Here is a 21,396-nt window from a genome sequence, read left to right as displayed (position 1 = left end):
GCTCATCGTTAATTCAGCGGCAAAGGCCCTTCGTGCATAAGATATTCATATTCGCGGCTATTTCCGTTCTCTTTACATCGACTGCGCTGGCCCAAACAAGCCCTCGGCTGCCGTGGCAGGACCCCCGTGTACCCCCCGAGAATCGGATCACAGACCTGCTTAGCCGTATGTCGCTTGACGACAAAATCAGTGTCCTAAACTCCAACTCCACGGCACCTGCAATCGGCTTTATGGGAGCTAGCCAATCTGAAGGCCTCCACGGTCTTGCAGAGGGCGGTCCTGGGCATTGGGAAGGCAAGAATCAGCCTATCATTCCGACGACGACCTTTCCGCAATCCCACGGCTTGGGCCAAACCTGGGATCCTGATCTGATTCGGCAGATGGCCCGCGTGGAAGCCTATGAGGCGCGCTACACCTATTCACGCTACCACCGGCTCGGTCTCATCATCCGTTCTCCCAATGCAGACCTGAGCCGCGATCCGCGCTGGGGACGCACTGAGGAGAGCTTCGGAGAAGATCCTTTTCTGGTGGGCACTATGGCAACGGCGGTCACGCGAGGGCTTCAGGGTGATGATCCTCACTACTGGATGTCCGTTTCGCTGCTAAAACACTTCCTTGCAAATAGCAATGAGAACGGGCGCGACGGATCATCTTCGGATTTCGACGAGAGGCTCTTCCACGAGTATTACTCGGTACCATTTCGCATGGCGATTGAAGAGGGTCACGCCGGTGGTATGATGGCCAGCTACAACGCGTGGAACGGTACGCCCATGACCGTGAATCCCGTGCTGCGCGAGGTAGTACGTAAGCAATGGGGATTCGACGGTATCCTCTGCACAGATGGCGGCGCTATGACAAACCTGGTGAAATTTCATCGCGCCTTTGCCACTTTACCCCAAGCTGCTGCTGCGACCATCAAGAACTCTGTCTCCGAATTCCTCGATGACTACCAGCAACCTGTGCGCGACGCACTGAAACAAGGCATTCTCACTGAACACGACATCGACGACGTTCTGCGCGGGCCCTATCGCATCATGCTGCGCCTGGGCTTGATGGACATCCCCTCGCAGAACCCCATGGCGCGCATTGGCATCGATGACGTGGCCAAAGGCGATCCATGGACCTGGACGGAGAATAAGGCACTCGTGCGCAAAGTGACTGACGAGAGCATCGTGCTATTGAAAAACGATGGCGGCATGCTACCACTCGATGCCGGTAAGTTAGAAAGTTTGGCAGTCATCGGGCCACTAGCCGATAAGGTGGAGCTTGACTGGTACAGTGGCACGCCGCCTTATGTCGTGACTCCCCTCGCCGGCATCCGTGCACGAGCTGGCGCCAGCGTCCACGTCATGTACTCCGACGGCAAAGACGAGAAAGCAGCAGCGACCATCGCGGCGCGGGCTGATATTGCAATCGTCATCGTTGGTAACAACCCCACCTGCGGTGCAGGATGGATGATCTGCCCAACGCCTTCCGATGGTAAAGAGGCTGTTGATCGCAAGACGCTCACCTTGGAGCAGGAGTCCCTTGTCAAAGCTGTGCTCGCGGTTAATCCGCACACAGTGGCGGTCCTGCAAGTCAGCTTTCCGTACACCACCACGTGGACACAAGAGCACGCACCAGCCATCTTGGAGATGGCTCACAACAGTCAAGAGCAGGGCAATGGACTCGCGGATGTTCTCTTTGGTGATTACAATCCAGCCGGCCGTCTTGGGCAGACCTGGGTACGCAACATGAATCAGCTACCCCCCATGATGGATTACAACATTCGCCACGGCCGCATGTATATGTATCTCGACTCGCGTCCACTCTATGCTTTTGGCTTTGGACTCAGCTACACGAGCTTCAGCTACAAGAATTTGCGTCTTTCCGGAACGGAAGTCTCCGCAAACGGAAAACTCATTGCGACGGTCGACGTAAAAAACACCGGATTACGCGAAGGGGATGAGGTGGTTCAGCTCTACATCGCGCATCTGAACTCGAAGGTCGAGCGTCCCCGACAGGAACTGAAGGCATTTCGACGCGTTCATCTCGCAGCGGGCGAAACCCGTGCTATCGAACTTCAGGTGCCCATACAGAGCCTCGCCTACTGGAACACGGCTGCGCGTCGGTTTACAGTGGAGGCGGACCGCATCCAGGTACGGGTAGGTGGCTCCAGCGACTCGTTACCCTTAAAGGCAGATGCGACCGTCTCGGAGCAGTAAGGCCCTTGGCGATGGAAAGTACCTGCATCTTCGCATGGGTACTTAGCAGCAAACGGAGTCGGAAACCGGAGGGTAGTTTTGAGGTCTCGCTTTTTCCTCACAATGATCATAATCAGCAGCGTCGTCTCCATCGCGGCGCAAGAGAAACCTGCACCACGGCCCTGGATGAGTCCCCAGCTATCTCCGGATCAAAGAGCCGATCTAGTCGTCCGCCAGCTCACACTGTCGGAGAAGATTCAGCTGGTGCACGGAATAGGATGGGGACCCCTGAGGCCCGGCGACCCAGTTCCTCCTGATAACAATGGAGGTGCCGGTGAAGTGCAGGGCATCCGACGTCTCGGTATCCCTTCGCTGCAACAAGCTGACTCGGCTGTCGGCGTCAGAATGGCAGCCGCACAGAGCCGGTATGCCACCCTGCTGCCAAGTGTGCTCGGCGCTGCGGCGAGTTGGGATGTCAAGGCGGCGCACCTCTATGGAGATGTCATCGGCCGCGAACTTCGTGCGCAGGGCTACAACCAGTCAATCGGCGGGGGCGTTAATCTGGCTCGCGATCCACGCAATGGCCGTCTCTTTGAATACCCCGGTGAAGACCCCTTGCTCGCGGGTGTCACCGTCGGTCACGTCATCCAGGGTATACAGGCAAATAAAATCATGGCCGACATCAAGCATTATGCGTTCAACGATCAGGAGACGGGTCGCACAGTCGTTGACGTGCACATATCCAAACAGGCGGCGCATGAAAGTGATCTCCTCGCCTTCGAATTAGGTATACGCATTGGGCAACCTTCAAGCGTCATGTGCTCTTACAACAAGGTCGAGGGAGATTGGTCCTGCGAAAACAAATGGCTGCTGAACGATGTGCTCAAGGGCGAGTGGAAGTTTTCCGGCTTCGTCGTCTCTGACTGGGAAGCTACACACTCCACTACGAAGGCGGCACTCGCTGGTCTCGACATGGAGATGCCCGGAGCGCAGTTCTTCGGTACCCCGCTTGAAGACGCCGTGCATAGGGGCAAGGTGCCTCAGGCGCGGCTGGATGACATGGTGCACCGGTTGTTGCGATCGATGTTTGCGGCTGGCGTCATTGACCATCCATCCTCGCCGCGACAGGTCGTCGATCCCTTCCGCGGAAGGGATGATGCACAGCATATCGAGGAAGAGAGCATTGTTCTACTCAAGAACGACCGCGGCGCTCTACCACTGCTTGCAGACAGCTTGCACCGCATCGTGGTAATCGGCGCACACGCTGATGTCGGCGTACTCTCGGGGGGCGGCTCCGCGCAAGTCGACGCGCCGGGTGGCAATGCAATCTCACCCGACAAGCCCACGAAGTGGGGCGAGGCTGTCTACTTCCCGTCCTCCCCTCTACGCTGCATTCGACAGCATGCACCAAACGCCCAAGTAAGCTTCGATGCAGGCACAGATCTGGCCGCAGCGGTACAGGCGGCCAGGGGCGCGGATATTGTGCTTGTCTTCGCCGATCAATATATGAGCGAAGGCGGCGACGCACCGACTCTCGCGCTACCGGGGAATCAGAACGCTTTGATCGCGGCTGTCGCGAAGGCAAACCCGCACACATTTGTTGTCTTGGAGACGGGCAATCCCGTCTCAATGCCTTGGCTTGACGACGTGCAAGGCGTGCTGGAGGCTTGGTATCCGGGCATCGGCGGCGGACAGGCCATCGCCAACGTGCTTTTTGGCACCGTGAATCCATCTGGCAAATTGCCAATCACTTTCCCGCGCAGCGAAAAAGATCTACCGCATCCCCGGATTTTTGGCATGACCTACAACACCCCCGCAAACGGCGGTCTGCCCGAGCATTGGGTATCGGAAGAGAAAACCGCTAGCTTCCCAGCCGACTACACCGAGGGTGTTCGCTTCGGCTATAAATGGTTTCAATCCGAGCACAAGCAACCCCTTTTCCCGTTTGGCTTTGGGCTCAGTTATACACACTTCACATATGACGATCTTCAGATTGACAGCGACAAGAAGCAGGTTCATTTCCGCGTGCGAAACGATGGACAGCGGTCCGGCACCGAGGTCGCGCAAGCTTATGTGCAACTGCCTCCCTCCTCAGGAGAAAAGTTCATGCGGCTTTCCGGTTGGGGAAGGGTCACACTCGCACCGGGCGCTTCGCAGCAAGTCACAGTACAGCTTGAGCCTCTTGCTCTTGCCTCATGGGATGAGCCTGCGGAAAGATGGAACTGGATACACGGTGACTACAGGGTAAAGGTAGGACGATCCTCCGCAGACATCGCTTTGAGCGGGCATCTAATGATGCAATGAGGCTCGCGATCATAGTCTTCACCCCGTTCAACGTGCACAGCACCTCTCGAAGGAGATATCAATAAGTTCAGGTTATCTGTCCCGGCGATCGATGGTAAAGCAGGGTGTCTTGCCGCGGCTGCCACGACGTCGCCCCTCGCCACACTTCTCCGCGCGCAGACTGGAACCTCCACTGGCAACCAGATAATGAACGGTAAATACAGCCCGACGTGGGAGTCGTTGAAGCAATGGCGTATGCCTGAGTGGTTTTCGGGATGCGAAGTTCGGCATATGGGCCCATTGGAGCGCCCAATGTGTGCCCGAGCAGGGCGATTGGTACGCACGCAATATGTACAAAGGCAGCCCGCAATACGAATATCACTGCAGGACCGAAAATACACTCACTGAGATCCACCAATTTCGGATGGCTAAAGCCTGGGACTCGCGGCCGTCTCGGAGGCCCGCGCCAGGGCTTGGGTGTCGATATACTCCCGGATCTTCGTCACCTTGCCATTTCGAACGGTGATGGCGAAGACCCAGTCGTCCTTGAACGTCCTATTCGTGGCTTTGATTTTTCCCGTAGCGACGCCGACGACCAGAACTCGGTCTCCCTGCGCCACGAATTCGAGGGGCTTTGGGTATGTCATTTCCACCTCTTCGGACGCCTTCTGAAGCACATCCGCCAATCCCGCGTGCCCGCGGTACGTGCCGGCCAGCGGCCAGTCCTCGCCAGGAATGATCCACTCAATATCTTCGGCGACCAACGGCAGCAGACGTTGCTTGGCGCCGCTGCCCATGGCTGCAAAGAAATCCTTCACAATCTGAACATTTTCTTCGATGCTCATCGAAATCTCGCCTCCCTACATCAAGTGCGTCCGATCTAATCGGACGTTTCGGAACCATCCTTCTCGGGCCAAATCACATGGTCGCAGATCGATTACTGCTGCTTCTTGAACAAATCCTGGAAGATGAGCTGACCCCAAGTGCGGCCGCGTGCGTGCACCAGGGCGCCGCCCTCGTTGAACTTTCCCAGCTTGACGGGCGCGAACCCGAGTTCTTTGGCCAAATCCGCCACGGGAGCGATCGCGTCCTCGTCATCGCTCGACAGAAAGACGACGCGGTGGCCGCCCTCGACGATCGGATCGGTAGCCAGGGTGGCCGCAACCAGGTGGTTAAAACCTTTAACGACCTTAGCGCCAGTGAAGGAATTCGCAACGAAGGCGGAGGACAGGAGATCGTCCATCTCTTCAGGGAGAACTCCAAACGCGTTCGTCGCGTCGATGACTGTCTTGCCTTCCCAGCTCGGTAGCGCCTTCACAACCTCGCGATGTTCCCTGAACGGGACCGCCAAGATGATTGTGTCGGCCTCGAGTGCATCCCGCAGCGACTTGGCGACGACCGTTGGTCCAATCGCCCTAGCCTCCGGTGCCAACGCCTCGGGTGACCGGCGGCTGGCGACTGTCACGTTGATGTTTTTACGGGCGAAGGCGTGGGCGAGGGCCTGACCTATCCTTCCGAATCCTAAGATTGCATAGCTCATGATGTTTCTCCAATCCGTGTTGATATTGATTCCCAGCCTTTGACGGCGCGGGATATCCAATTCCGTTCTGTGGCGACCTTCCGTAAACGTCTCGCGGTAAGTCACTCTGCGGGCCGCCGGAAGGTCAGCCGCTACCAGAGGTCTGCAGGCGTTAGATCGCCGTCATGCCGCCGTCGACGAACAACTCCAGCCCGTTCACGAAGCTCGAATCGTCTGAAGCAAGAAACAGTGCGACCGACGCGACTTCCTCAGGTTGACCCATCTTTCCCCGCGGAATCAGGGATTCGAAATACTGCTTCGCCTCCTTGGTGAGAACTTCTTCCTGCATCGGTGTGGCGATTGCTCCCGGGACTAGCAAGTTCACCCGGATCTTTCTGCCCTTCAGTTCATTGAGCCACGTGCGTGCGAAGGAGCGCAACGCCAACTTGCTCGCTGCATACACGCTGAAACCGGGAAAGCCTTTCGCCGAAGCATTGGACCCCGTCATGATGATCGATCCGCCATCGTTGAACAGCGGCAACGCCTTCTGAACCGTGAACAGCGTGCCGCGCACATTCAGGTTGAAGGCCGCATCGAAGTGCTGCTCGGTAATCTCGCCCAGTGGTACGGCCTCGCCCGTGCCAGCGCTCGCGAACAGGACGTCCATCTTGCCCTTTTCCCGTTTGACCGTATCGAACAGGCGATCGAGGTCGTCGAGATTGGCCGCGTCACCGCGCACGCCGGTCACGTTCCGGCCAATCAACTTGACGGCCTCATCGAGCTGCTCCTGCCTACGGCCCGTGATGAAAACGTAAGCGCCTTCTTCAACGAAGCGCTTGGCGCTTGCCAGCGCCATGCCGCTCGATCCACCCGTGATGACTGCAACCTTACCTTCAAGCTTTCCCATAATTGCTCCCTTCGGTGGATGTCTAGCATCCACTACTGGAGTAGAGTTCTTTGGCAGTAGACGAGAACTGCTCAGGAGTCCTAATGTTTTGTCTATTCGTCCACACTAAGAGGCCACATTGGATGCGATAACCGACATCTTCAGAACGATGCATGTAACCGCTTTCGGTCAGCACAGGCTCGAGGCCACAGCGCCGTGGGGTTTGATACAGGAGAAACAGACCGAACAAAAAGTCACACCCTCCGGCAAAAGGGTTTCCCCCACAGATTTGGCGCACTTCGCGATGCTTTCGCGCGGCAACTGCTGGCTGAGTGTGGAAAGCATTCCGGACCCGATTCCCCTCACCGGCGGCGACTGCTTCTTACTGGCGCGCGACACTTCGATCGTCATGCGCGACAATCCGCGAACACGTCCTAGGTCAACCTTCCGCGAAATCGCCGCTAAGGCCAACGGGAATGTCGCCCACCATGGAGGGGGTGGCGCGCCGACGACAATCGTCTGTGGGTCCTTCAGTTTCGATCGCGCCAGCCTGAAGCCGATCACTCAGTTATTGCCGAGCTTCATTCTGATTAACGCCGATCAGGCACGCACGCTTGCTCTTCACAACACGATCCAGGCGCTAGCATCAGAGATGGCAGAACAGGCGCCGGGATCTGGAGTCGTGGCAAATCGGCTAGCCGAGATCCTGTTTATCCAGGTACTCCGGGCGCATATCGCATCAGGACAGGAACGCAACAAAGGATGGCTGCGTGCTATCTTCGATCCGCAAATAGGCACTGCTGTGGGTGCCATTCACGACAGAGTGAATGCACCCTGGACGGTCGAATCCCTTGCCGAAGCGGCGGGCATGTCTCGCTCCGCATTCGCAGCCCGTTTTAAGGAGCTACTCGGACAAACACCGCTGGAATATGTCACTGGGTGGCGGATGCAGAAGGCGATACAGTTACTCCAACAGCGTGACAAAAAGCTCATAGATGTCGCTCGATTGGTCGGTTACGAGTCCGACGCTGCGTTCAGTAAAGCGTTCAAGCGGGTAGTCGGGGCCAACACTGGTGAATACATCAAACGTGGTTTTGCAGGCCGGGGTAATGCCGGACTCGCGGAAGGGCCACGCCAATGAACGGCAGGCCGAGCGCTTTCGAGCATCTGGGCAGGCACTGCTGTCCGCTGGGCTCGTTGCGACTCGGCTTCCTGCCGTCAGTTCATCAACTGGTCGGGAAGTAATGACTGTGTCCAAATCGGCGAGCAGGTTGGGCTGAGCGGGTTCCCAGCCGAGGGTCTGGCGGGTCATGAGGTTGGAAGCCGGGAGGTCCAGCGTGACCAAATTTGCGAGGAACCCAAAGAATCCCGGCAGCATCAGTACGTCCGGGGGAATGCTCGCTGGCGGAAGGCCCAGACGGCTGCCAATGACCTCGGCGATCTCGCGGAACGGAATGCCTTCGCCCTCAATCCCGTGCCAATTTTTGCCAGCCGGACCCTTCTCCAGCGCCAGGCAGAACAAGGAGGCGAGGTCGCGGCCGTGCACGGCCGGCCACAGGTTCGCGTCGTCTCCGGGGTAGCCGACGACGCCCTTCTGCTTCGCGAGCCCGATCAGCAGCGGGAGGAAACCAACATCGGTCGTGCTGTGCGCGAGGAGGAATCCGCACGATTGAAGACCGCACGCCCCGGTCCGCGAGACCGACCACGGTGAGTTCCACGACGTTACGAACCCGCAGGGTACGCTTGTACGCATCGCCGCCGGGAAGAGCCGGGTCCGCCTCCGTGGCTGGCCGCCCAGGTTTTCCCACCCGGGCGAGCCAATGCTCCCTGACACGACCAGCGGTTTTCCGGTTCCGGCCAGTGCTTCGCCGTACGCAAGCATGACTTGGAGCTATCCCCGCGACGCACCTTGACGCCGAGGGCGGATACCGCCGCTGCGGACGCGTCCGACCTGGCTAAGCCGGTGACCTCGTGGCCAGTAGCAATGAGGTCGGGGATGATCCCGCCGACGGGAAGCGACGCCGTGGCCGCAGCGGAGCTTTCCGACCTGGATGGGCTCAAGGCGGCGGCGGAGTCCGACGGCGTCAACGGGGTTAGTGATGTCGACGAGGAGCTTGCCTGCCAGCTGTTCGCCGTACAGCTTCACCACCTCGAGAACGGCGGAGTAAGGAACCGCCAGAATGACAATGTCCCCGGCCGGGGCGGCGCCGAACGTTCCTGTCGTCGCGCCAGCGCCGACCTGCTCGGCCAGCGCCCGCGCCTTTTGCGGTATCGCGACTCATCACTTCGACGGTGTGTCCCGCCCTGGCGGCGAGGCCGCCAATCGCTGCGGCCATGCTACCTGTGCCGATGATGCTGATAATGCTCATGTGCAGTCTCCTTGTGACTTGGGTGATGCTTCCGCTCTGAATGGGGCAAGTGCGCTGTATTATGCAAATAGGATCTGGACCATTGATCCGAATCGCTAACCCAGTATGTGGATCACTGATCCATTTGTCAATGGAACTTTATGCGAGCTGATGCCAGAAAGAATTACAGTCACCTACTTGCAGTGGCGCGCGACGTCGTCACCGAGCACGGTGTCAATGCGTCCATGCGCGATATCGCCCGCCGGGCTGGCGTCGGGTTAGCCACGCTGCTTCGTCACTTCCCGACGCGAGAGGCGCTATACGAAGCGTTGCTTTGCACGAATCTGGACGCATTAACCCAGAAGGCAGACGAACTCGAAACAGCGACTTCACCTGACGAGGCGCTCGTGTCCTGGTTTCGCGAGTGGGTTGGCTTTGCCCAAAGCTACAGAGGGGTTGTTGCCCTGATGGCGGCTGCCCACACGAACCCCGACTCCGCTCTTTATGCTTCGTGCGCAGCGGTGCACTCAGCAAGCGCGCGACTACTGCTCCGTGCTCAGGCCGAAGGAACGGCGCGCGCCGATATGAATGGAGACGATCTGTTCGCTCTGATGGCTGCGCTCGGCTGGGCCGTCGACCAACCTTCAATAGCGCCGCGGGCCGAATATCTCTTTCACATCATCGCGAGCGCCATCCTCACAATCGAGCCTAGCAACGACCAGTTCCGGTAAATGGGATGAGCAGGTCCTCCGAAGGAGGAGCAGACTGTTCACATGAAGAAGCCCACGCAACACCTCATCGCGGAAGTACCCCCTAAGTATTCCAAGGTAGAGCTGACGATCGGCATCGACCTTGGTGACGCGGAGGGCAACAGCCGGGAGAGGGTGCCTTCATCGGCACGCCTGAGGAATGCCGCAAGTGTCTCGACGGCTCCAGCCGCCTCTTTCGATTCAACCCTATAAGCAAATCGAATCCCGCTGCGTACTACACCTATGATGCGAACAGAAACAGAATACGTAAGGACCAGGCGGATAGGAGCTACACCGACTATAGCCCGCCACCCGGGACGCCGCACTGCGGTCTATTTATGAGCCGATCGAAAGAGAAACTCAATTCTGAGCCTCCCAAGCGACGCTACCTGGTTCATCTGTGCTGCATGCACGACCAAGATAGTCTCACCTGCCGCTATATAGCTAGCATTCGCCTCTGGACCGTCCGCAGCACCACTCATGTCAAAACTAAAAAATATACCTTTGAGGACGAATACGAACTCATTGAAACCATGAACGCTCTGCTTCCTCATGGCTCCGATGTCCGTGATGTTCTGAACCATATAGAAGGTCCGGACGGCTTTCTCTACCCCCTCTATGTTAACGCCGAGGAGGCGGGCAATCTAGGATGGCGAGAATGATCAACATCCATCTAACCACGACGCTCTAAGATGAACAGAAAGCCAAAGCTCAAGGTGTCCACCGAAGACCGGTCTGTAACTGTAGATTGCTTCGTCTTTACTGCTCGCTACTAATGGGACGACCGAGATGTACGCATGGACAACATAGGAACTGCCGTCGAAGACCTCGGACAAAACATCGAGTTCGCTTGGCAAGGACTTGCTGATACGAACCGAGGCTTTCGCATCTACTTCGACGCGATATTAGTTTCACTGCGAAATCAGCAACTTCGACCAGATGATCACTGATTGCAAAATTGGCTTAGACTGCAGATCTTATCGATGTGGATGACTTTATTCCTCGTAGGGTGATTCCCACGCAACGTCTCCGATCTCCGAACGGAGTTTGTTGACGACCTCCCGCAGATCCTCCTACGCTCGGCAGCTCCTCCTGCATAGGCCCGGCAGCTCACGGATGGCATGATCATACGACCCCTGGAGTTCAACGATGGAAGGCTGTTGAGAACCGCTGATTTTAAATCATCGAGGTCCGAAAGCATGAGGACGCTCTTGGGTTTCTTTGCTCTTTTCGCCATCTTGACGGCCTTCTAGCCGTGCCAAAAAGAATCCTGATTTCTAGTGCGCAGCCGGCGAGCGGAAGCGGTAGCCGAGACGGTTCTTCCGGCACAATTTTAGGAAGTAATAAATGAGGGCGCCGAAGCGCTGCCCTTCATCTAAAGATTAGGCTATTTTCTTCACGGCTCTGGCTTTTTGCTGGTGTGCCCTTCGTCGCCTCCTCTCTGGCAGTGAAATCCTGCCGCACCTTGGCGGCGATTGCGTCGGTGTCCACTTTGTAGGCGCTGGCCGCATCCTTTGAGGACACTGGCGACATTGCCGCGCGAGACAGCGAGGAGGATGCAAGCGCTGCGAGGATGGAGCCTTGGGATTGTGGAATCCGAAACTTGGATTCAACGATTGGATCTACCACAAGCGCTGCATCCATGGCGATCAGGAGCTGTTCAAGGCCAGTGCGTTGTAGCGACCAGACGGGAATCGCATCGCGATCGTTGGAGAGGTGGGGGAGCTCCGGCGGCGGAACGAGATCAATCTTGTTCAACACTTGTATGACCCGCTTGGTCGAGACTGCAAGCTCAGCTAAGACTCTTTCTACTTGAGTTTTCTGCTCCTCGCGTATAGGGCTGGCGGCATCCTGGACGTGGAAAAGGATCTCGGCGCGCTCCACGTCTTCGAGGATGGCTCAAAACTCGTGCCTAAAGTATGAGGAAGATCGCGGATGAAGCCGACAGTATCGGAGAGCAGGATCTTGCGTACATGGCGTTTGGCAATGCTCTAAGGATTGGCCGGTAGTAAGCCGATCTCGATGTTCTTGAGCCCGGGTTTCCACGCTGATACAACATCAGCCTCTAGGGATTGCATTCCATTGATGGAACGGTAACGGGATATGCTCAGGTTGCACAAAGCAAATTGGCTGCAACTTGGGGCGCTGTAACGATGCGCCCTGTGTTCTCGAGGGATGTAGCCTGATCGGGCGTTTGTTTCGACTGTGAACCAGATGTTCCTCTGTAGGCTCGTCCACTGCTGATATCGTGCTGGCATTGAGGGTCCGGTTCTCTCACTTACCATGGAACGCGATGCGCACCTCCAGCCGGTATCCTTCTGCCGCACACCTTCACGCCTGCCGGTTACCCATGACAGGCCTAAGCCCACGGGATACTCCTCCCCCTTTCGCGTCATTCCACATTCGCACTGGATCGCTCATAATCTCGGGATCGCATCTCTGAGGTTCTTGCCGTGAAGCTCACTCGAGCAGCCCTTCTCCTTGGTCTCTTCATCCTTATCGTATTTGCGTTTCGCATCCGTTCCGCCTCCGCCGTTTCCCAACGGAGCCTTCCAGCGCCGAGCCCGACCGATTCGAGGGCGGATACATGCCACACTGCACTGCTGGAGATCCGACAGAAAGATGGGATATGGGAGACCTACAGCGTCGACGAGAATTTCGGGACAGTTATAGTCGACGGCTCTTTCCTCAAATCCACCTTGAAGGAAAAGGAAACCGTGAACAGACTCATGCGCTGCGTTCTAACGAATGGTAAGGGAGATGAGTCAGTAAGCTCTATCGAGTACGTCGATTCGACAACGCACAAGCCGGTCGCCTTGTGGTCACCTTATGCAGGTCTTGAACTTGAATAGTTCGTGCTAGGATTCCGGATACTTCCTGACTCCATTGTGAAAGTTACGCGGAAAACTTGATCTTCCGGCGTGATCGGGTATTGCCGGATGCGTTTGCCCGTGGCGTTGTAATGGCATTGGCGACCGCGGCTGCTGCGCCGGTGATACCGATCTCGCCGATGCCCCGAGCGCCAAGAGGATTGAACTTGCTATCTGGAATGTCGAGCACCGTGACATCGATCTGCCCTATGTCCCGATTTACCAGCACATGGTACTCAGCGATGTTGCTGTTCACTGTACGTCCGTGAACTGGATCCATGTGCCTGTTGATATCGCGGTATAGATTCTCCCAAACCATACTTCATTGATCGGCCAACCACGACATCTGCTGTTCGCGATCCGACCCAAGGTTTTAATGCTGGGCAGCGGACGCATCAGTTTCGCCAAGTGGGATTCGAAAATGCTCCGCCTCCGGCTATATCCCATATGGCGACACGCGCCCATTTCCAGTTCGGAGCTTTTATGGTCTGGTTGAAAGTATGTTTCTCGAACTCGTGGGTGTCGTTCAGATCGAACTGTTCTGTATGCGTGGCTTTGCCGTCGCCCCACACGATCTCGGCGACTCGCAAAGGAAAGGTGAAAGAAGTTTCGGCCTCTACCTTGATGGAATCCGCGCCGGCACCGTGGATCGTCGAGCGAGGCATGAGGACCTCGCCGGTGGAGATGAAATTCTCTCCATGCGCGACCGCGTCGAGGAGCGTCTGGTAGTGATCGAAATCGGGAAGGCGGTTGAGTCGAACGTAGTTCACGTTCATGTGGGCATAGAGCTCGTCGGTGTTTGAGATCTGGAACATATCCACCGCTCCAAGCATAACTTTGTGAAGCCCAAGATTGTTTACGTCATCGATGGTCTTAAAGGCTCGCTCACCCAGTCGCGGGGAAGAGAGGTCAGAGGGCATCGCCTTCCAGCCTGTCGCAAAGTATCGTGGGTCGCGAAAGTATGCCGTATCAAGAATCTTGTCGGGATATCCAGTGGACCCCTTGGTGCGGGGGTGGGTCTGGTAGGCATAGCCATGCTCCGTCTGAACCAGCTTCCACATCTCCTCGGGAGTATGGACGCGGTAGACGGTGCCGTATTTTGGATCCGGCGTGGAGAAGGATTCGTTGAGCTTTCTGTCCATCATCCAATAAACCGGCTTAGGAAAGGTGAGGGACCAGTGCCCTCCGAGATACACGTCGGCTTCTTCCGCGGGGATAAGCAAGAAGTTGCCGTTGGATTGCTGCCGGCATGACTTGTAGTAGGCGTCGAGTTCCCGCAGGCGCAGATCGGTGTGATCCGCGGGGGTCCGTCGATGTGGAAATCCATGATCATCGCCGAGTCCACGCCCGATGCGTTCCAGCTCCGTCCGGAACGGTGGAACCCACTTCGGGCCGTTCGCCACTGCCTGCTCGGTAAAGGCAAAGTGCCAGTGCGGAGCGAAGGTGATGTAACCATTCAGGTGAGGAAAGGTATCCCGGTGCGTGTAGGTCAATGCCTTGTCCAGGGTCTGTTCCGCGGTTCCGTCGCCGAGAAGGAAGAAGATCCCCATCTCCTGCTTTGTGCCGGGAGGAGCATTCATCCAGGGATAGATGGCGGTGTTGTCATCGAGGGGCTGCTGGATTCCGAGGCCGACTTTCCCCCGCCATGAGCTGTACCACGCATAGCCCATGTTGGTGCTGTAGTCGCGTGCAAAGAGATAGCGATGAGGAGCGGGAAGAGCGACAATACTACCGGCTCCCATTTTGGCGGCGACCGCACGGTAGTGCACCTGGAGTGTGTGCCTCTCGGAACCATAGGGAGAGGTGATGGACCGCAGCTTGCTGTCAGCATCGTAGTAGACGATGGTTGACGCCATGTTGATGCCAGGCCCTTCGATCGCTTTCGGAGGCCATCTGGAGACCGGCGTCGTAGGTGTAGGCGACGTTCGGCTCGTTTGTTTCAAGGACGGCGGTTTGCTGGAAGAGTGCGCTTCCCGGGTAGAAGGTGTAACGCATCGTGCCGGAGAAGATTCCCATCTCCATGCCATTGAAGGAGAGCTCGACCCGGTCTCCTACCGTGCGCGCTCGTTGCGCACGGGCAGAAGGCTCCAGATAGGAGCCATTCCTTCCCATAAGGCGACTTTGGCAGGACGGGTGGTCCATAAGATTGTGGATGTACGATCAACCTGTTGATCCCTTGCGCGGATCACAGCGAGAGCCAACTCCTTCATGTTCTCTACACACGATGCTTACTTCCACCCTCCGCCAAGCGCAGCATACAGCTCGACAAGCGAATCCGCTTCTTCTGCCTGGGCTTGAGCGAGCTTCAACTGGGCGTCATACAGGTCAGTATCTGTCGTCAATACTTCCAGGTAGCTTGTGTTTCCTCCTGAATAGCGAAGGCGCGCGAGGCGGACAGCGTCAGTCGCGGAGACAACAACCTGACTCTGCTCCTCTCTGCGATTTTGAGTCTCTCTATACGTTACGAGTGAGTTCGATACATCTTTAAACGCATTCAGGATGGCCTTTTGATAACGGGCAAGCATTTCTTCTCGTTGGGCCTGAGAGTATTGGTAGTTGCTGGAGATTCTGCCCCCTGCAAAGATTGGCTGAGTCAAGGAGCCGGCAGCATACCAGTAGGCGTTCTTTCCATCGAATATGCTTTGCAACTGATTGCTTGCGGAGCCTCCCATGCTAGTCAGCGATATCTGCGGAAAGAACTGTGCCTTCGCCACACCGACGCGGGCGTTCGCTGCAATCAGCTCTGCTTCTGCCTGACGGATGTCCGGCCGACGCTCCAGGAGATCGGATGGCAGACCTGCAGGCACCGATGCCGGGTGCGGCTGCTCGTTGATGCCTAACCCTCTATCGACATTCTGGGGATTGTGTCCGAGAAGGATGCTGATGGCATTCTCCTGTGTTGCGATCTGCCGCCGAATCTCGGGCAGGTTCGCTTGTGCCGTATGCAGGAGTTCCTCCGCCTGGCGCGTGTCAGCCCGTGAACCCGCTCCATAGTTTTCAAGCGACTGTGTGAGCCGAAGTGAATCCTCCCGAGCCTTAATGGTGTTTTGAGTGATCTCCAGTTGAGAGTCTAAGCTGCGCAGGTGGAAATAGGCCGTCGCGAGCTCCTCAATCAGGGACGACCGCGTTGCTCGCTGAGCCCATTCTGTTTGCAGAAGTTCAGCGCGTGCCGCTTCCGTCTGGCGGCGATAGAGTCCCCAAAAGTCGAGATTCCAGGCTGCAGAGGCACTGAACCCGCCCCCGCGGATGAAGTCGTTCGAGGTGCCATCCGCATTCTTGTTGGCTAACCCAGCCGGAAGCTGGAGGGCGGAGAAGCTTCCTCCAGCACCAAGATTCGGAAGCTGCTGCGAGCGGACAACGCCAACCTGGGCTTGGGCTTCAAGAATTCGTTGTGTAGCTATCTTGAGATCGAGATTGCTCTTTAGCGCCTCCTCTACCAGGCGTTGCAGCGCGGGATCTGTAAAGATGGTGCGCCAGTCCTGCTCGGCAACCGAATTCGCACTCGCGGCAGCAGGCACGATCTCTGGCGCTAGCGCTCCGCGGTATGTGTGTGGACTGGCCACAACGGGGCGGGCATAGTTTGGTCCGACCCTGCAGCCAGCGATGAGTACCGCGAGGACAGCGGTAACGGCCACCTTTCCCGCACTACGAAGCAGCTTTCTCGAATCAACGGACTTCCACATGTTGTCCCTCACTGAGCAGGTCGCTCGGACTCGCAACGAGTTCTTCATTACCGGTCAGGCCTGCCAGGATTTCGACCTCTTTGCCCATGTCTTTGCCGATAGTGACTGGAACGAAGTGGAGATTATGAGCCGGGGTGACCGTGACTACGTGCATCCCCGCACCATTCACCACGAGCGAGCTGGTGGGGATGACGAGAGATGCGTGTTGCTGCGATAACGTGAAGTGGACCTGCGCATACATGCCCGGCAGAAGAGAAGCGTCGCGGTTTTCGACCTGCACTTCCGTTCGCATGGTGCGTGCTGCCTCATTCAAGGCCGAAGCATTGCGCGTGATAGTCCCGGCATAGTTGCGGCCGAGACGTTCGCTTACACCGATGATGGCTTTCTGCCCATCCTGGATATTGACGGCTTCAGATTGAGGTACGTCGACGTACACACGCAGCATGTCACTCTGCGCGATGCTGAAGAGCGGCTTGCCGCCAGCAGGAGCGCTCGCGTTCACGAGGTCACCACGCTCTATATTGCGCTGCGTGATGACGCCATCGAACGGCGCAAGGATATGCTCGAACCCCTGCATCTGCTGCAGTCGTGCAACGTTTGCCCGATTGGCCGCCACGCTGGCCTCAGCGGCTGCGATGTTTGCACTTGCAGCCGCCACATCGGCGACACGGGCGTTATGAGCCTGCACTGCGGAGTCGACAATTTGTTGCGAAATCGCATGCTGCTCGCCTAGCGGCAGGTCGCGTTCCTTGGTGATACGCGCCAGTTCTGCGTTGGCCTTCGCCTGCTCAAGTGCGGCCATGGCCTGCAGCAATGAGGCTTGCGACTGAGCCAGTGTGGCTTTCGCCTGGCTAAGTTGTTGGTCGATCTCCGGCGAGGAGATGAGGGCAAGCACCTCTCCCTTGCGTACTTTGGTCCCGATGTCGACATTGCGGCGTTCAACGTAGCCATCGACGCGAGCAAAAAGATTTGCCGTGTAAAGAGGTTCGATGTTGCCTGGCAGGACGAGTTGCGAGGTCGGTGCGCCTTTACCGGCATGGATGACGGTGACCACCGGGTGCGTGACGGGAGCTTCTTTGGTCGCGGCGAGCGCTTCGCGATGGCTCGCAATCCGTGGAACCGCGCCAACAGCTACCAAGGCGAGAACAACAACTGTCCCCAATCCCACTGCTTTGAGTCGGCTGCCTTTCTGAAGCTGAGTTTGCTCGCGGGTCGGATTTTCCTGGGTGATCATGCAGCCTCCTGAGTGGTGTTTCTTCCGTGGATCAAGGTGAACATCAAAGGAACAAAGAAGAGAGTTGCAAAGGTGGCCATGCTAAGCCCGCCGATGACAGCACGGGCCAGCGGCGCATTCTGCTCGCCGCCTTCTCCCATGCCTAGGGCCATGGGCAGCATGCCGATAATCATGGCGCAGGCGGTCATGATGATTGGCCTGAGGCGCGTGAAGCCAGCCGTAACGGCGGCACGCAGCGGCGACTCTCCATTTGCGCGTAATTCGTTTGCAAAGGTCACGAGCAGGATCGAATTTGCCGTAGCGACGCCGATGGACATAATGGCGCCCATGAGCGACGGCACGTTGAAGGTGGTCTGGGTGAGGAACAGTGCCCACACGATGCCGCAGAAGGCGCCCGGCAGCGCGCAGATGATAATGAAGGGATCGAGCCAACTCTGGTAGTTGACGACCATCAGCAGATACACCAATAGGGCGGCGAAGGTGAGACCGATGCCAAGTCGCGTGAACGCCTCATTCATGCTCTCAACCTGTCCACGGACTACGATTTTCGTTCCCGGCGGCAGGTTTGCGCTCTCTTCCTTCACGATGCGGCTAACCTTGGCAGCCACCGAGCCGAGGTCGCTGTTCTGGGTGTTTGCGTAGATGTCATAGACCGGCGCGCCATTGTGATGATTGATGACAACGGGCATGATGGCTGGCCGAAGGGTCGCCATGTTGCCCAGCACCTCTGTCCGATTGGGCATCGTTCGCATCGGGATCGGCGTATTCTGTAACGCGTTGATGGAGTCGACGCTGTATTGCGGAGTCTGCGCGGCAACCGTGTAGGTGATGCCCATCTTCGGATCAAGCCAGAAATTCGGCTGCACCGCAGCGCTGGAACTCAGAGAAACATACAGGCTGTTTGCAACATCCTGTTGCGTAAGACCGAACTGTGCGGCACGCACGCGGTCAACATCGAGATGCAGGTCAGGAGCATCGACCACCTGGTGCATATGCACGTCGACCGCACCAGGTACCGTCGCCAGCCGGGCGCGCAGACGCTTGGCGATGCCATAGTTCGTTGGGTCGTATCCCTGCACCTGGATGTCAATAGGGGCTGGCAGGCCAAAGTTCAGGATTTGGGTGACCATGTCCGCAGGCTGGAAGAAGAACGTCGCGTCTGGAAACTTCTTCGGGAGGTCAGAGCGAAGCTGCTTGATGTAGTCCTCTGTAGAGTGATGCTTTTCATTCAACGCAATGAGGACTTCGCCATCTGCACTGCTGATGGTCGAACCGTCACCGAATGCGTAGTTGAACGTCTCCGGCGTAAGGCCGATGTTATCCATTACCAGTTCAGTCTCATCGGCCGGGATCGTCTTACGGATCTCGTCTTCGACCTGACTGAAGACAACCTTGGTCTTTTCGATTCGGGTACCGGGGTGAGTGCGGATGTGCAGCTTGATTTGGCCAGCATCGACGCTGGGAAAGAAATCGCGTCCGATGAAGGGCAACAGGATGAAAGCCGAAAGCATGACTCCGACCGATGCGAAGAGCGCCGCACGGCGATGTTCCAGGAATGCTTCGAGCGCCCCGGTATAGCGATGCTGCAGTCGCTCATAGGCCCCGTTGAAACGCTCGTTGACGCGCCGGAAGAACGGTGGCGCGCTTGACGTTTGCGCAGAGTCTCCCTCAAAGCTGTGCTCTGCTCCGAGAAGAAAGTTCACGAGGACAGGCACCAGCGTCCGAGAGAGCACATACGAGGCAAGCATCGCGAAGACGACAGCGAGTGCCATGGGGGTGAACAGAAACTTTGCAGGGCCGGTCAGAAACACAACCGATACAAACACGATGCAGATCGTAAGAGTCGATACCAGCGTGGGAGTCGCAATCTCCGAGGCACCCGTAAGGACAGCGTCCCGGAGCGACTGACCGTGCATGTGACGGTGAATGTTTTCGATGGTCACTGTTGCATCGTCGACGAGGATGCCGATGGCAAGAGCCAGTCCACCGAGAGTCATCGTATTCATCGTTTCGCCTAGAGCGCTAAGAACGATGATGGAGCTTAGAATCGACAACGGAATGGAGATCGCGATAATGAGGGTGCTTCGCCAGCTTCCAAGAAAGAGCAGGATCATCAGTGCGGTAAGAGAGGCTGCGATCACTCCTTCGCGTAAAACGCCTACGATCGACGCTTTCACGAAGATCGACTGATCGAACAATTCGGTGATCTTCAGTCCCTTAGGGGCGGCAGCACGCGATGCTGGGAGCACATCGTCCTTAATCTGCTTCACAATATCCAGCGTGGAGACCGAGCCAGTTTTCATGATGGTGAGCAGAGCAGCGGGCTTGCCGTTTGCTCGCGCGACATTCTGTTGCACCGACCATCCATCACGGACATGCGCCACGTCTCGCATATAGACCATCGAGCCGTTCACCTGCTTGATAGGGACATCATTGAGAGACAGAGCATCTACTGGGCTGGAGTTGGTGCTTACGGTGTATTCGGTGTTCTCGACCTTAGCGGTGCCCGACGGAAGCGTGACGTTCTGCGCATTGATAGCATTGGTCACATCAATCGGCGTAAGCCCCTTGGCAAGAAGGGCGTTTTGATCAAGATCGACCATGATCTGCCGCGCTACGCCACCGTAAGGAGTTGGCAGGAGAGTGCCAGGCACCTTCGTCAACTGCTGACGGACACGGAAGAGACCATAGTCATAGATCTCTGATTCTGAGAGTGTGTCGCTCGAAAGAGATAGCTGGATGATGGGCACAGTGGAAGCGCTAAAGCGAAGAATCCATGGAGGATTGACGCCCTGTGGCATTCGGAATCGAATCGAATTGACGGCGGCCCCAACCTGCGACATTGCTGCGTCGATGCGCACCTGCGGCTGGAACGAAATCTTAATGACAGCCGCACCATTCGTTGTTTGCGAGTCGATGGATTTCACGTCGTTGACTACCGCCATCACGAACTCACTGAAGGTCGTGATGCGTTGCTCCATCTCTTTGGCGGGCAAACCCGAGTAGGACCAGATGACAGTCACTTGGGGGATATCAATGTTCGGAAAGATGTCCGTCGGAGTAGTTGCGATCGAAGAGAATCCGAAAACAACGATAAGGATCGACGCTACAATGAAGGTGTAGGGTTTATTGAGTGCAAGACGGACTATCCACATACCGACATCTCCATTGCGCAACGTTTTGAACGCTTCGAGTATTTTGATGTGCGTCAAAATAGTTGGATTCACAATCCACGATTTTTTGCACGTTTAGTCAGATTGCACGTCTCATAGGTATGAGTGCGATGAAGGAACAAGAAGCAACGTTGATCGCGAAGGCGCTCGGAGATCCCAACCGCTTCTCTATCTACAGACAGATCGCAGAAGGCGAAGAGACTTACTGTGGCGAGGTCTGCGATAAGCACACGCTCTCACCGGGAACCGTCTCCCATCACCTGAAAGTCCTCACCGACCTCGGGCTTGTGACATCGCGGAAGGAAGGGCTGAATGTTTACTACCGCTCTGTCCCAGAGAAGTTTTCGGCCTATCTAGGATTCCTGCAACATCTCAACGTCAAATAGCCGGTCAGAACGGAGTGAGAATATGCCTGCGAGGTGTTTGCACGCGATCTCGGCCGGCCATCCTTGTTCTGAAAGCGGAGCG

19 protein-coding genes are annotated in these 21,396 nt (G+C 56.9%); 8 read left to right on the top strand and 11 right to left on the bottom strand.

The genetic code is table 11. The annotated features are described in order from the left end of the window. Positions 1–32 precede the first annotated feature (32 nt). The 3 genes from JAO29_RS02860 to JAO29_RS02850 all read left to right on the top strand — a co-directional run bounded on the left by JAO29_RS02860 (position 33) and on the right by JAO29_RS02850 (position 4,992). Entirely contained in the window at positions 33–2,204 is a 2,172-nt protein-coding gene (locus tag JAO29_RS02860; protein WP_334266668.1) for a glycoside hydrolase family 3 C-terminal domain-containing protein, read from the top strand. A gap of 78 nt (positions 2,205–2,282) precedes the next feature. Then, positions 2,283–4,487, top strand: coding sequence for a beta-glucosidase (locus JAO29_RS02855; RefSeq protein WP_334266667.1), 2,205 nt, complete (start codon positions 2,283–2,285; stop codon positions 4,485–4,487). Positions 4,488–4,782: 295 nt separating this feature from the next. Then, positions 4,783–4,992: a hypothetical protein gene (locus JAO29_RS02850; RefSeq protein WP_334266666.1), complete on the top strand. Its 210-nt coding sequence runs from the start codon at positions 4,783–4,785 to the stop codon at positions 4,990–4,992. Here the strand turns inward: JAO29_RS02850 and JAO29_RS02845 are convergent. From JAO29_RS02845 to JAO29_RS02835, 3 genes are all read right to left on the bottom strand, one after another. Further along, positions 4,895–5,311: a nuclear transport factor 2 family protein gene (locus tag JAO29_RS02845; RefSeq protein ID WP_334266665.1), complete on the bottom strand. Its 417-nt coding sequence runs from the start codon at positions 5,309–5,311 to the stop codon at positions 4,895–4,897. The genes JAO29_RS02850 and JAO29_RS02845 overlap by 98 nt on opposite strands. A gap of 92 nt (positions 5,312–5,403) precedes the next feature. Further along, positions 5,404–6,006: an NADPH-dependent F420 reductase gene (locus JAO29_RS02840; RefSeq protein WP_334266664.1), complete on the bottom strand. Its 603-nt coding sequence runs from the start codon at positions 6,004–6,006 to the stop codon at positions 5,404–5,406. Between the two features lie 151 nt (positions 6,007–6,157). Further along, positions 6,158–6,892 (bottom strand): SDR family NAD(P)-dependent oxidoreductase, encoded by a 735-nt coding sequence (locus JAO29_RS02835; RefSeq protein WP_334266663.1) that lies wholly within the window; start codon positions 6,890–6,892, stop codon positions 6,158–6,160. A gap of 118 nt (positions 6,893–7,010) precedes the next feature. On the opposite strand from JAO29_RS02835, the gene JAO29_RS02830 reads away from it, so the two are divergent. Both JAO29_RS02830 and JAO29_RS02825 read left to right on the top strand, forming a co-directional pair. Further along, on the top strand, positions 7,011–8,012 hold the full coding sequence (locus JAO29_RS02830) for an AraC family transcriptional regulator (protein WP_334266662.1): 1,002 nt from the start codon (positions 7,011–7,013) through the stop codon (positions 8,010–8,012). 399 nt (positions 8,013–8,411) lie between these two features. Continuing rightward, positions 8,412–8,582, top strand: a complete 171-nt coding sequence (locus JAO29_RS02825; protein WP_334266661.1) for a hypothetical protein — start codon at positions 8,412–8,414, stop codon at positions 8,580–8,582. A 180-nt stretch (positions 8,583–8,762) separates the two neighbouring features. On the opposite strand, the gene JAO29_RS23370 is transcribed toward JAO29_RS02825, so the two are convergent. Further along, complete coding sequence (locus JAO29_RS23370; protein ID WP_442886303.1) at positions 8,763–9,122, bottom strand: NAD(P)-binding domain-containing protein; 360 nt, start codon at positions 9,120–9,122, stop codon at positions 8,763–8,765. A gap of 258 nt (positions 9,123–9,380) precedes the next feature. On the opposite strand from JAO29_RS23370, the gene JAO29_RS02815 reads away from it, so the two are divergent. After that, positions 9,381–9,950 carry a TetR/AcrR family transcriptional regulator gene (locus JAO29_RS02815; protein ID WP_334266659.1) on the top strand — a complete coding sequence of 190 codons (570 nt, stop codon included), beginning with the start codon at positions 9,381–9,383 and terminating at the stop codon, positions 9,948–9,950. Between the two features lie 42 nt (positions 9,951–9,992). Then, the gene (locus tag JAO29_RS02810) at positions 9,993–10,181 is read left to right on the top strand and encodes a hypothetical protein (RefSeq protein ID WP_334266658.1); all 189 of its coding nucleotides are present in this window, start codon (positions 9,993–9,995) and stop codon (positions 10,179–10,181) included. 1,158 nt (positions 10,182–11,339) lie between these two features. Here JAO29_RS02810 and JAO29_RS02805 read toward each other — a convergent pair. The 7 genes from JAO29_RS02805 to JAO29_RS02775 all read right to left on the bottom strand — a co-directional run bounded on the left by JAO29_RS02805 (position 11,340) and on the right by JAO29_RS02775 (position 20,910). Further along, positions 11,340–11,852: a hypothetical protein gene (locus JAO29_RS02805; RefSeq protein ID WP_334266657.1), complete on the bottom strand. Its 513-nt coding sequence runs from the start codon at positions 11,850–11,852 to the stop codon at positions 11,340–11,342. A 1,011-nt stretch (positions 11,853–12,863) separates the two neighbouring features. Further along, entirely contained in the window at positions 12,864–13,118 is a 255-nt protein-coding gene (locus JAO29_RS02800; protein WP_334266656.1) for a hypothetical protein, read from the bottom strand. Between the two features lie 115 nt (positions 13,119–13,233). Beyond that, positions 13,234–14,694, bottom strand: a complete 1,461-nt coding sequence (locus JAO29_RS02795; protein ID WP_334266655.1) for a hypothetical protein — start codon at positions 14,692–14,694, stop codon at positions 13,234–13,236. Next, the gene (locus JAO29_RS02790) at positions 14,663–14,950 is read right to left on the bottom strand and encodes a hypothetical protein (RefSeq protein WP_334266654.1); all 288 of its coding nucleotides are present in this window, start codon (positions 14,948–14,950) and stop codon (positions 14,663–14,665) included. Before JAO29_RS02790 ends, JAO29_RS02795 begins: the two co-directional genes overlap by 32 nt. A gap of 116 nt (positions 14,951–15,066) precedes the next feature. Further along, complete coding sequence (locus JAO29_RS02785) at positions 15,067–16,521, bottom strand: efflux transporter outer membrane subunit (RefSeq protein WP_334266653.1); 1,455 nt, start codon at positions 16,519–16,521, stop codon at positions 15,067–15,069. Further along, positions 16,505–17,755 carry an efflux RND transporter periplasmic adaptor subunit gene (locus JAO29_RS02780; protein ID WP_334266652.1) on the bottom strand — a complete coding sequence of 417 codons (1,251 nt, stop codon included), beginning with the start codon at positions 17,753–17,755 and terminating at the stop codon, positions 16,505–16,507. Before JAO29_RS02780 ends, JAO29_RS02785 begins: the two co-directional genes overlap by 17 nt. Next, positions 17,752–20,910, bottom strand: a complete 3,159-nt coding sequence (locus JAO29_RS02775) for an efflux RND transporter permease subunit (RefSeq protein WP_334266651.1) — start codon at positions 20,908–20,910, stop codon at positions 17,752–17,754. Before JAO29_RS02775 ends, JAO29_RS02780 begins: the two co-directional genes overlap by 4 nt. A gap of 128 nt (positions 20,911–21,038) precedes the next feature. Here JAO29_RS02775 and JAO29_RS02770 point away from each other — a divergent pair, with 128 nt between their 5' ends. Beyond that, positions 21,039–21,314 carry an ArsR/SmtB family transcription factor gene (locus JAO29_RS02770; protein WP_334266650.1) on the top strand — a complete coding sequence of 92 codons (276 nt, stop codon included), beginning with the start codon at positions 21,039–21,041 and terminating at the stop codon, positions 21,312–21,314. The last annotated feature ends 82 nt before the right edge of the window (positions 21,315–21,396 follow it).

This window comes from Edaphobacter sp. HDX4 (genome assembly GCF_036877565.1).
Classification (GTDB): Bacteria; Acidobacteriota; Terriglobia; order Terriglobales; family Acidobacteriaceae; genus Edaphobacter.
The sequence above is the reverse complement of the archived record's forward strand: the minus strand, read 5'-3'. Positions and strand labels throughout refer to the sequence as shown.

What these genes read in the sequence shown, in the direction of transcription:
- JAO29_RS02845 (WP_334266665.1), bottom strand. Translation starts at nt 5,311, where the DNA reads ATGAGCATCGAAGAAAATGTTCAGATTGTGAAGGATTTCTTTGCAGCC.
- JAO29_RS02840 (WP_334266664.1), bottom strand. Translation starts at nt 6,006, where the DNA reads ATGAGCTATGCAATCTTAGGATTCGGAAGGATAGGTCAGGCCCTCGCC.
- JAO29_RS02835 (WP_334266663.1), bottom strand. Translation starts at nt 6,892, where the DNA reads ATGGGAAAGCTTGAAGGTAAGGTTGCAGTCATCACGGGTGGATCGAGC.
- JAO29_RS02815 (WP_334266659.1), top strand. Translation starts at nt 9,381, where the DNA reads ATGCGAGCTGATGCCAGAAAGAATTACAGTCACCTACTTGCAGTGGCG.
- JAO29_RS02810 (WP_334266658.1), top strand. Translation starts at nt 9,993, where the DNA reads ATGAAGAAGCCCACGCAACACCTCATCGCGGAAGTACCCCCTAAGTAT.
- JAO29_RS02800 (WP_334266656.1), bottom strand. Translation starts at nt 13,118, where the DNA reads ATGGATCCAGTTCACGGACGTACAGTGAACAGCAACATCGCTGAGTAC.
- JAO29_RS02795 (WP_334266655.1), bottom strand. Translation starts at nt 14,694, where the DNA reads ATGGCGTCAACCATCGTCTACTACGATGCTGACAGCAAGCTGCGGTCC.
- JAO29_RS02790 (WP_334266654.1), bottom strand. Translation starts at nt 14,950, where the DNA reads ATGGGAAGGAATGGCTCCTATCTGGAGCCTTCTGCCCGTGCGCAACGA.
- JAO29_RS02785 (WP_334266653.1), bottom strand. Translation starts at nt 16,521, where the DNA reads ATGTGGAAGTCCGTTGATTCGAGAAAGCTGCTTCGTAGTGCGGGAAAG.
- JAO29_RS02780 (WP_334266652.1), bottom strand. Translation starts at nt 17,755, where the DNA reads ATGATCACCCAGGAAAATCCGACCCGCGAGCAAACTCAGCTTCAGAAA.
- JAO29_RS02775 (WP_334266651.1), bottom strand. Translation starts at nt 20,910, where the DNA reads ATGTGGATAGTCCGTCTTGCACTCAATAAACCCTACACCTTCATTGTA.
- JAO29_RS02770 (WP_334266650.1), top strand. Translation starts at nt 21,039, where the DNA reads ATGAAGGAACAAGAAGCAACGTTGATCGCGAAGGCGCTCGGAGATCCC.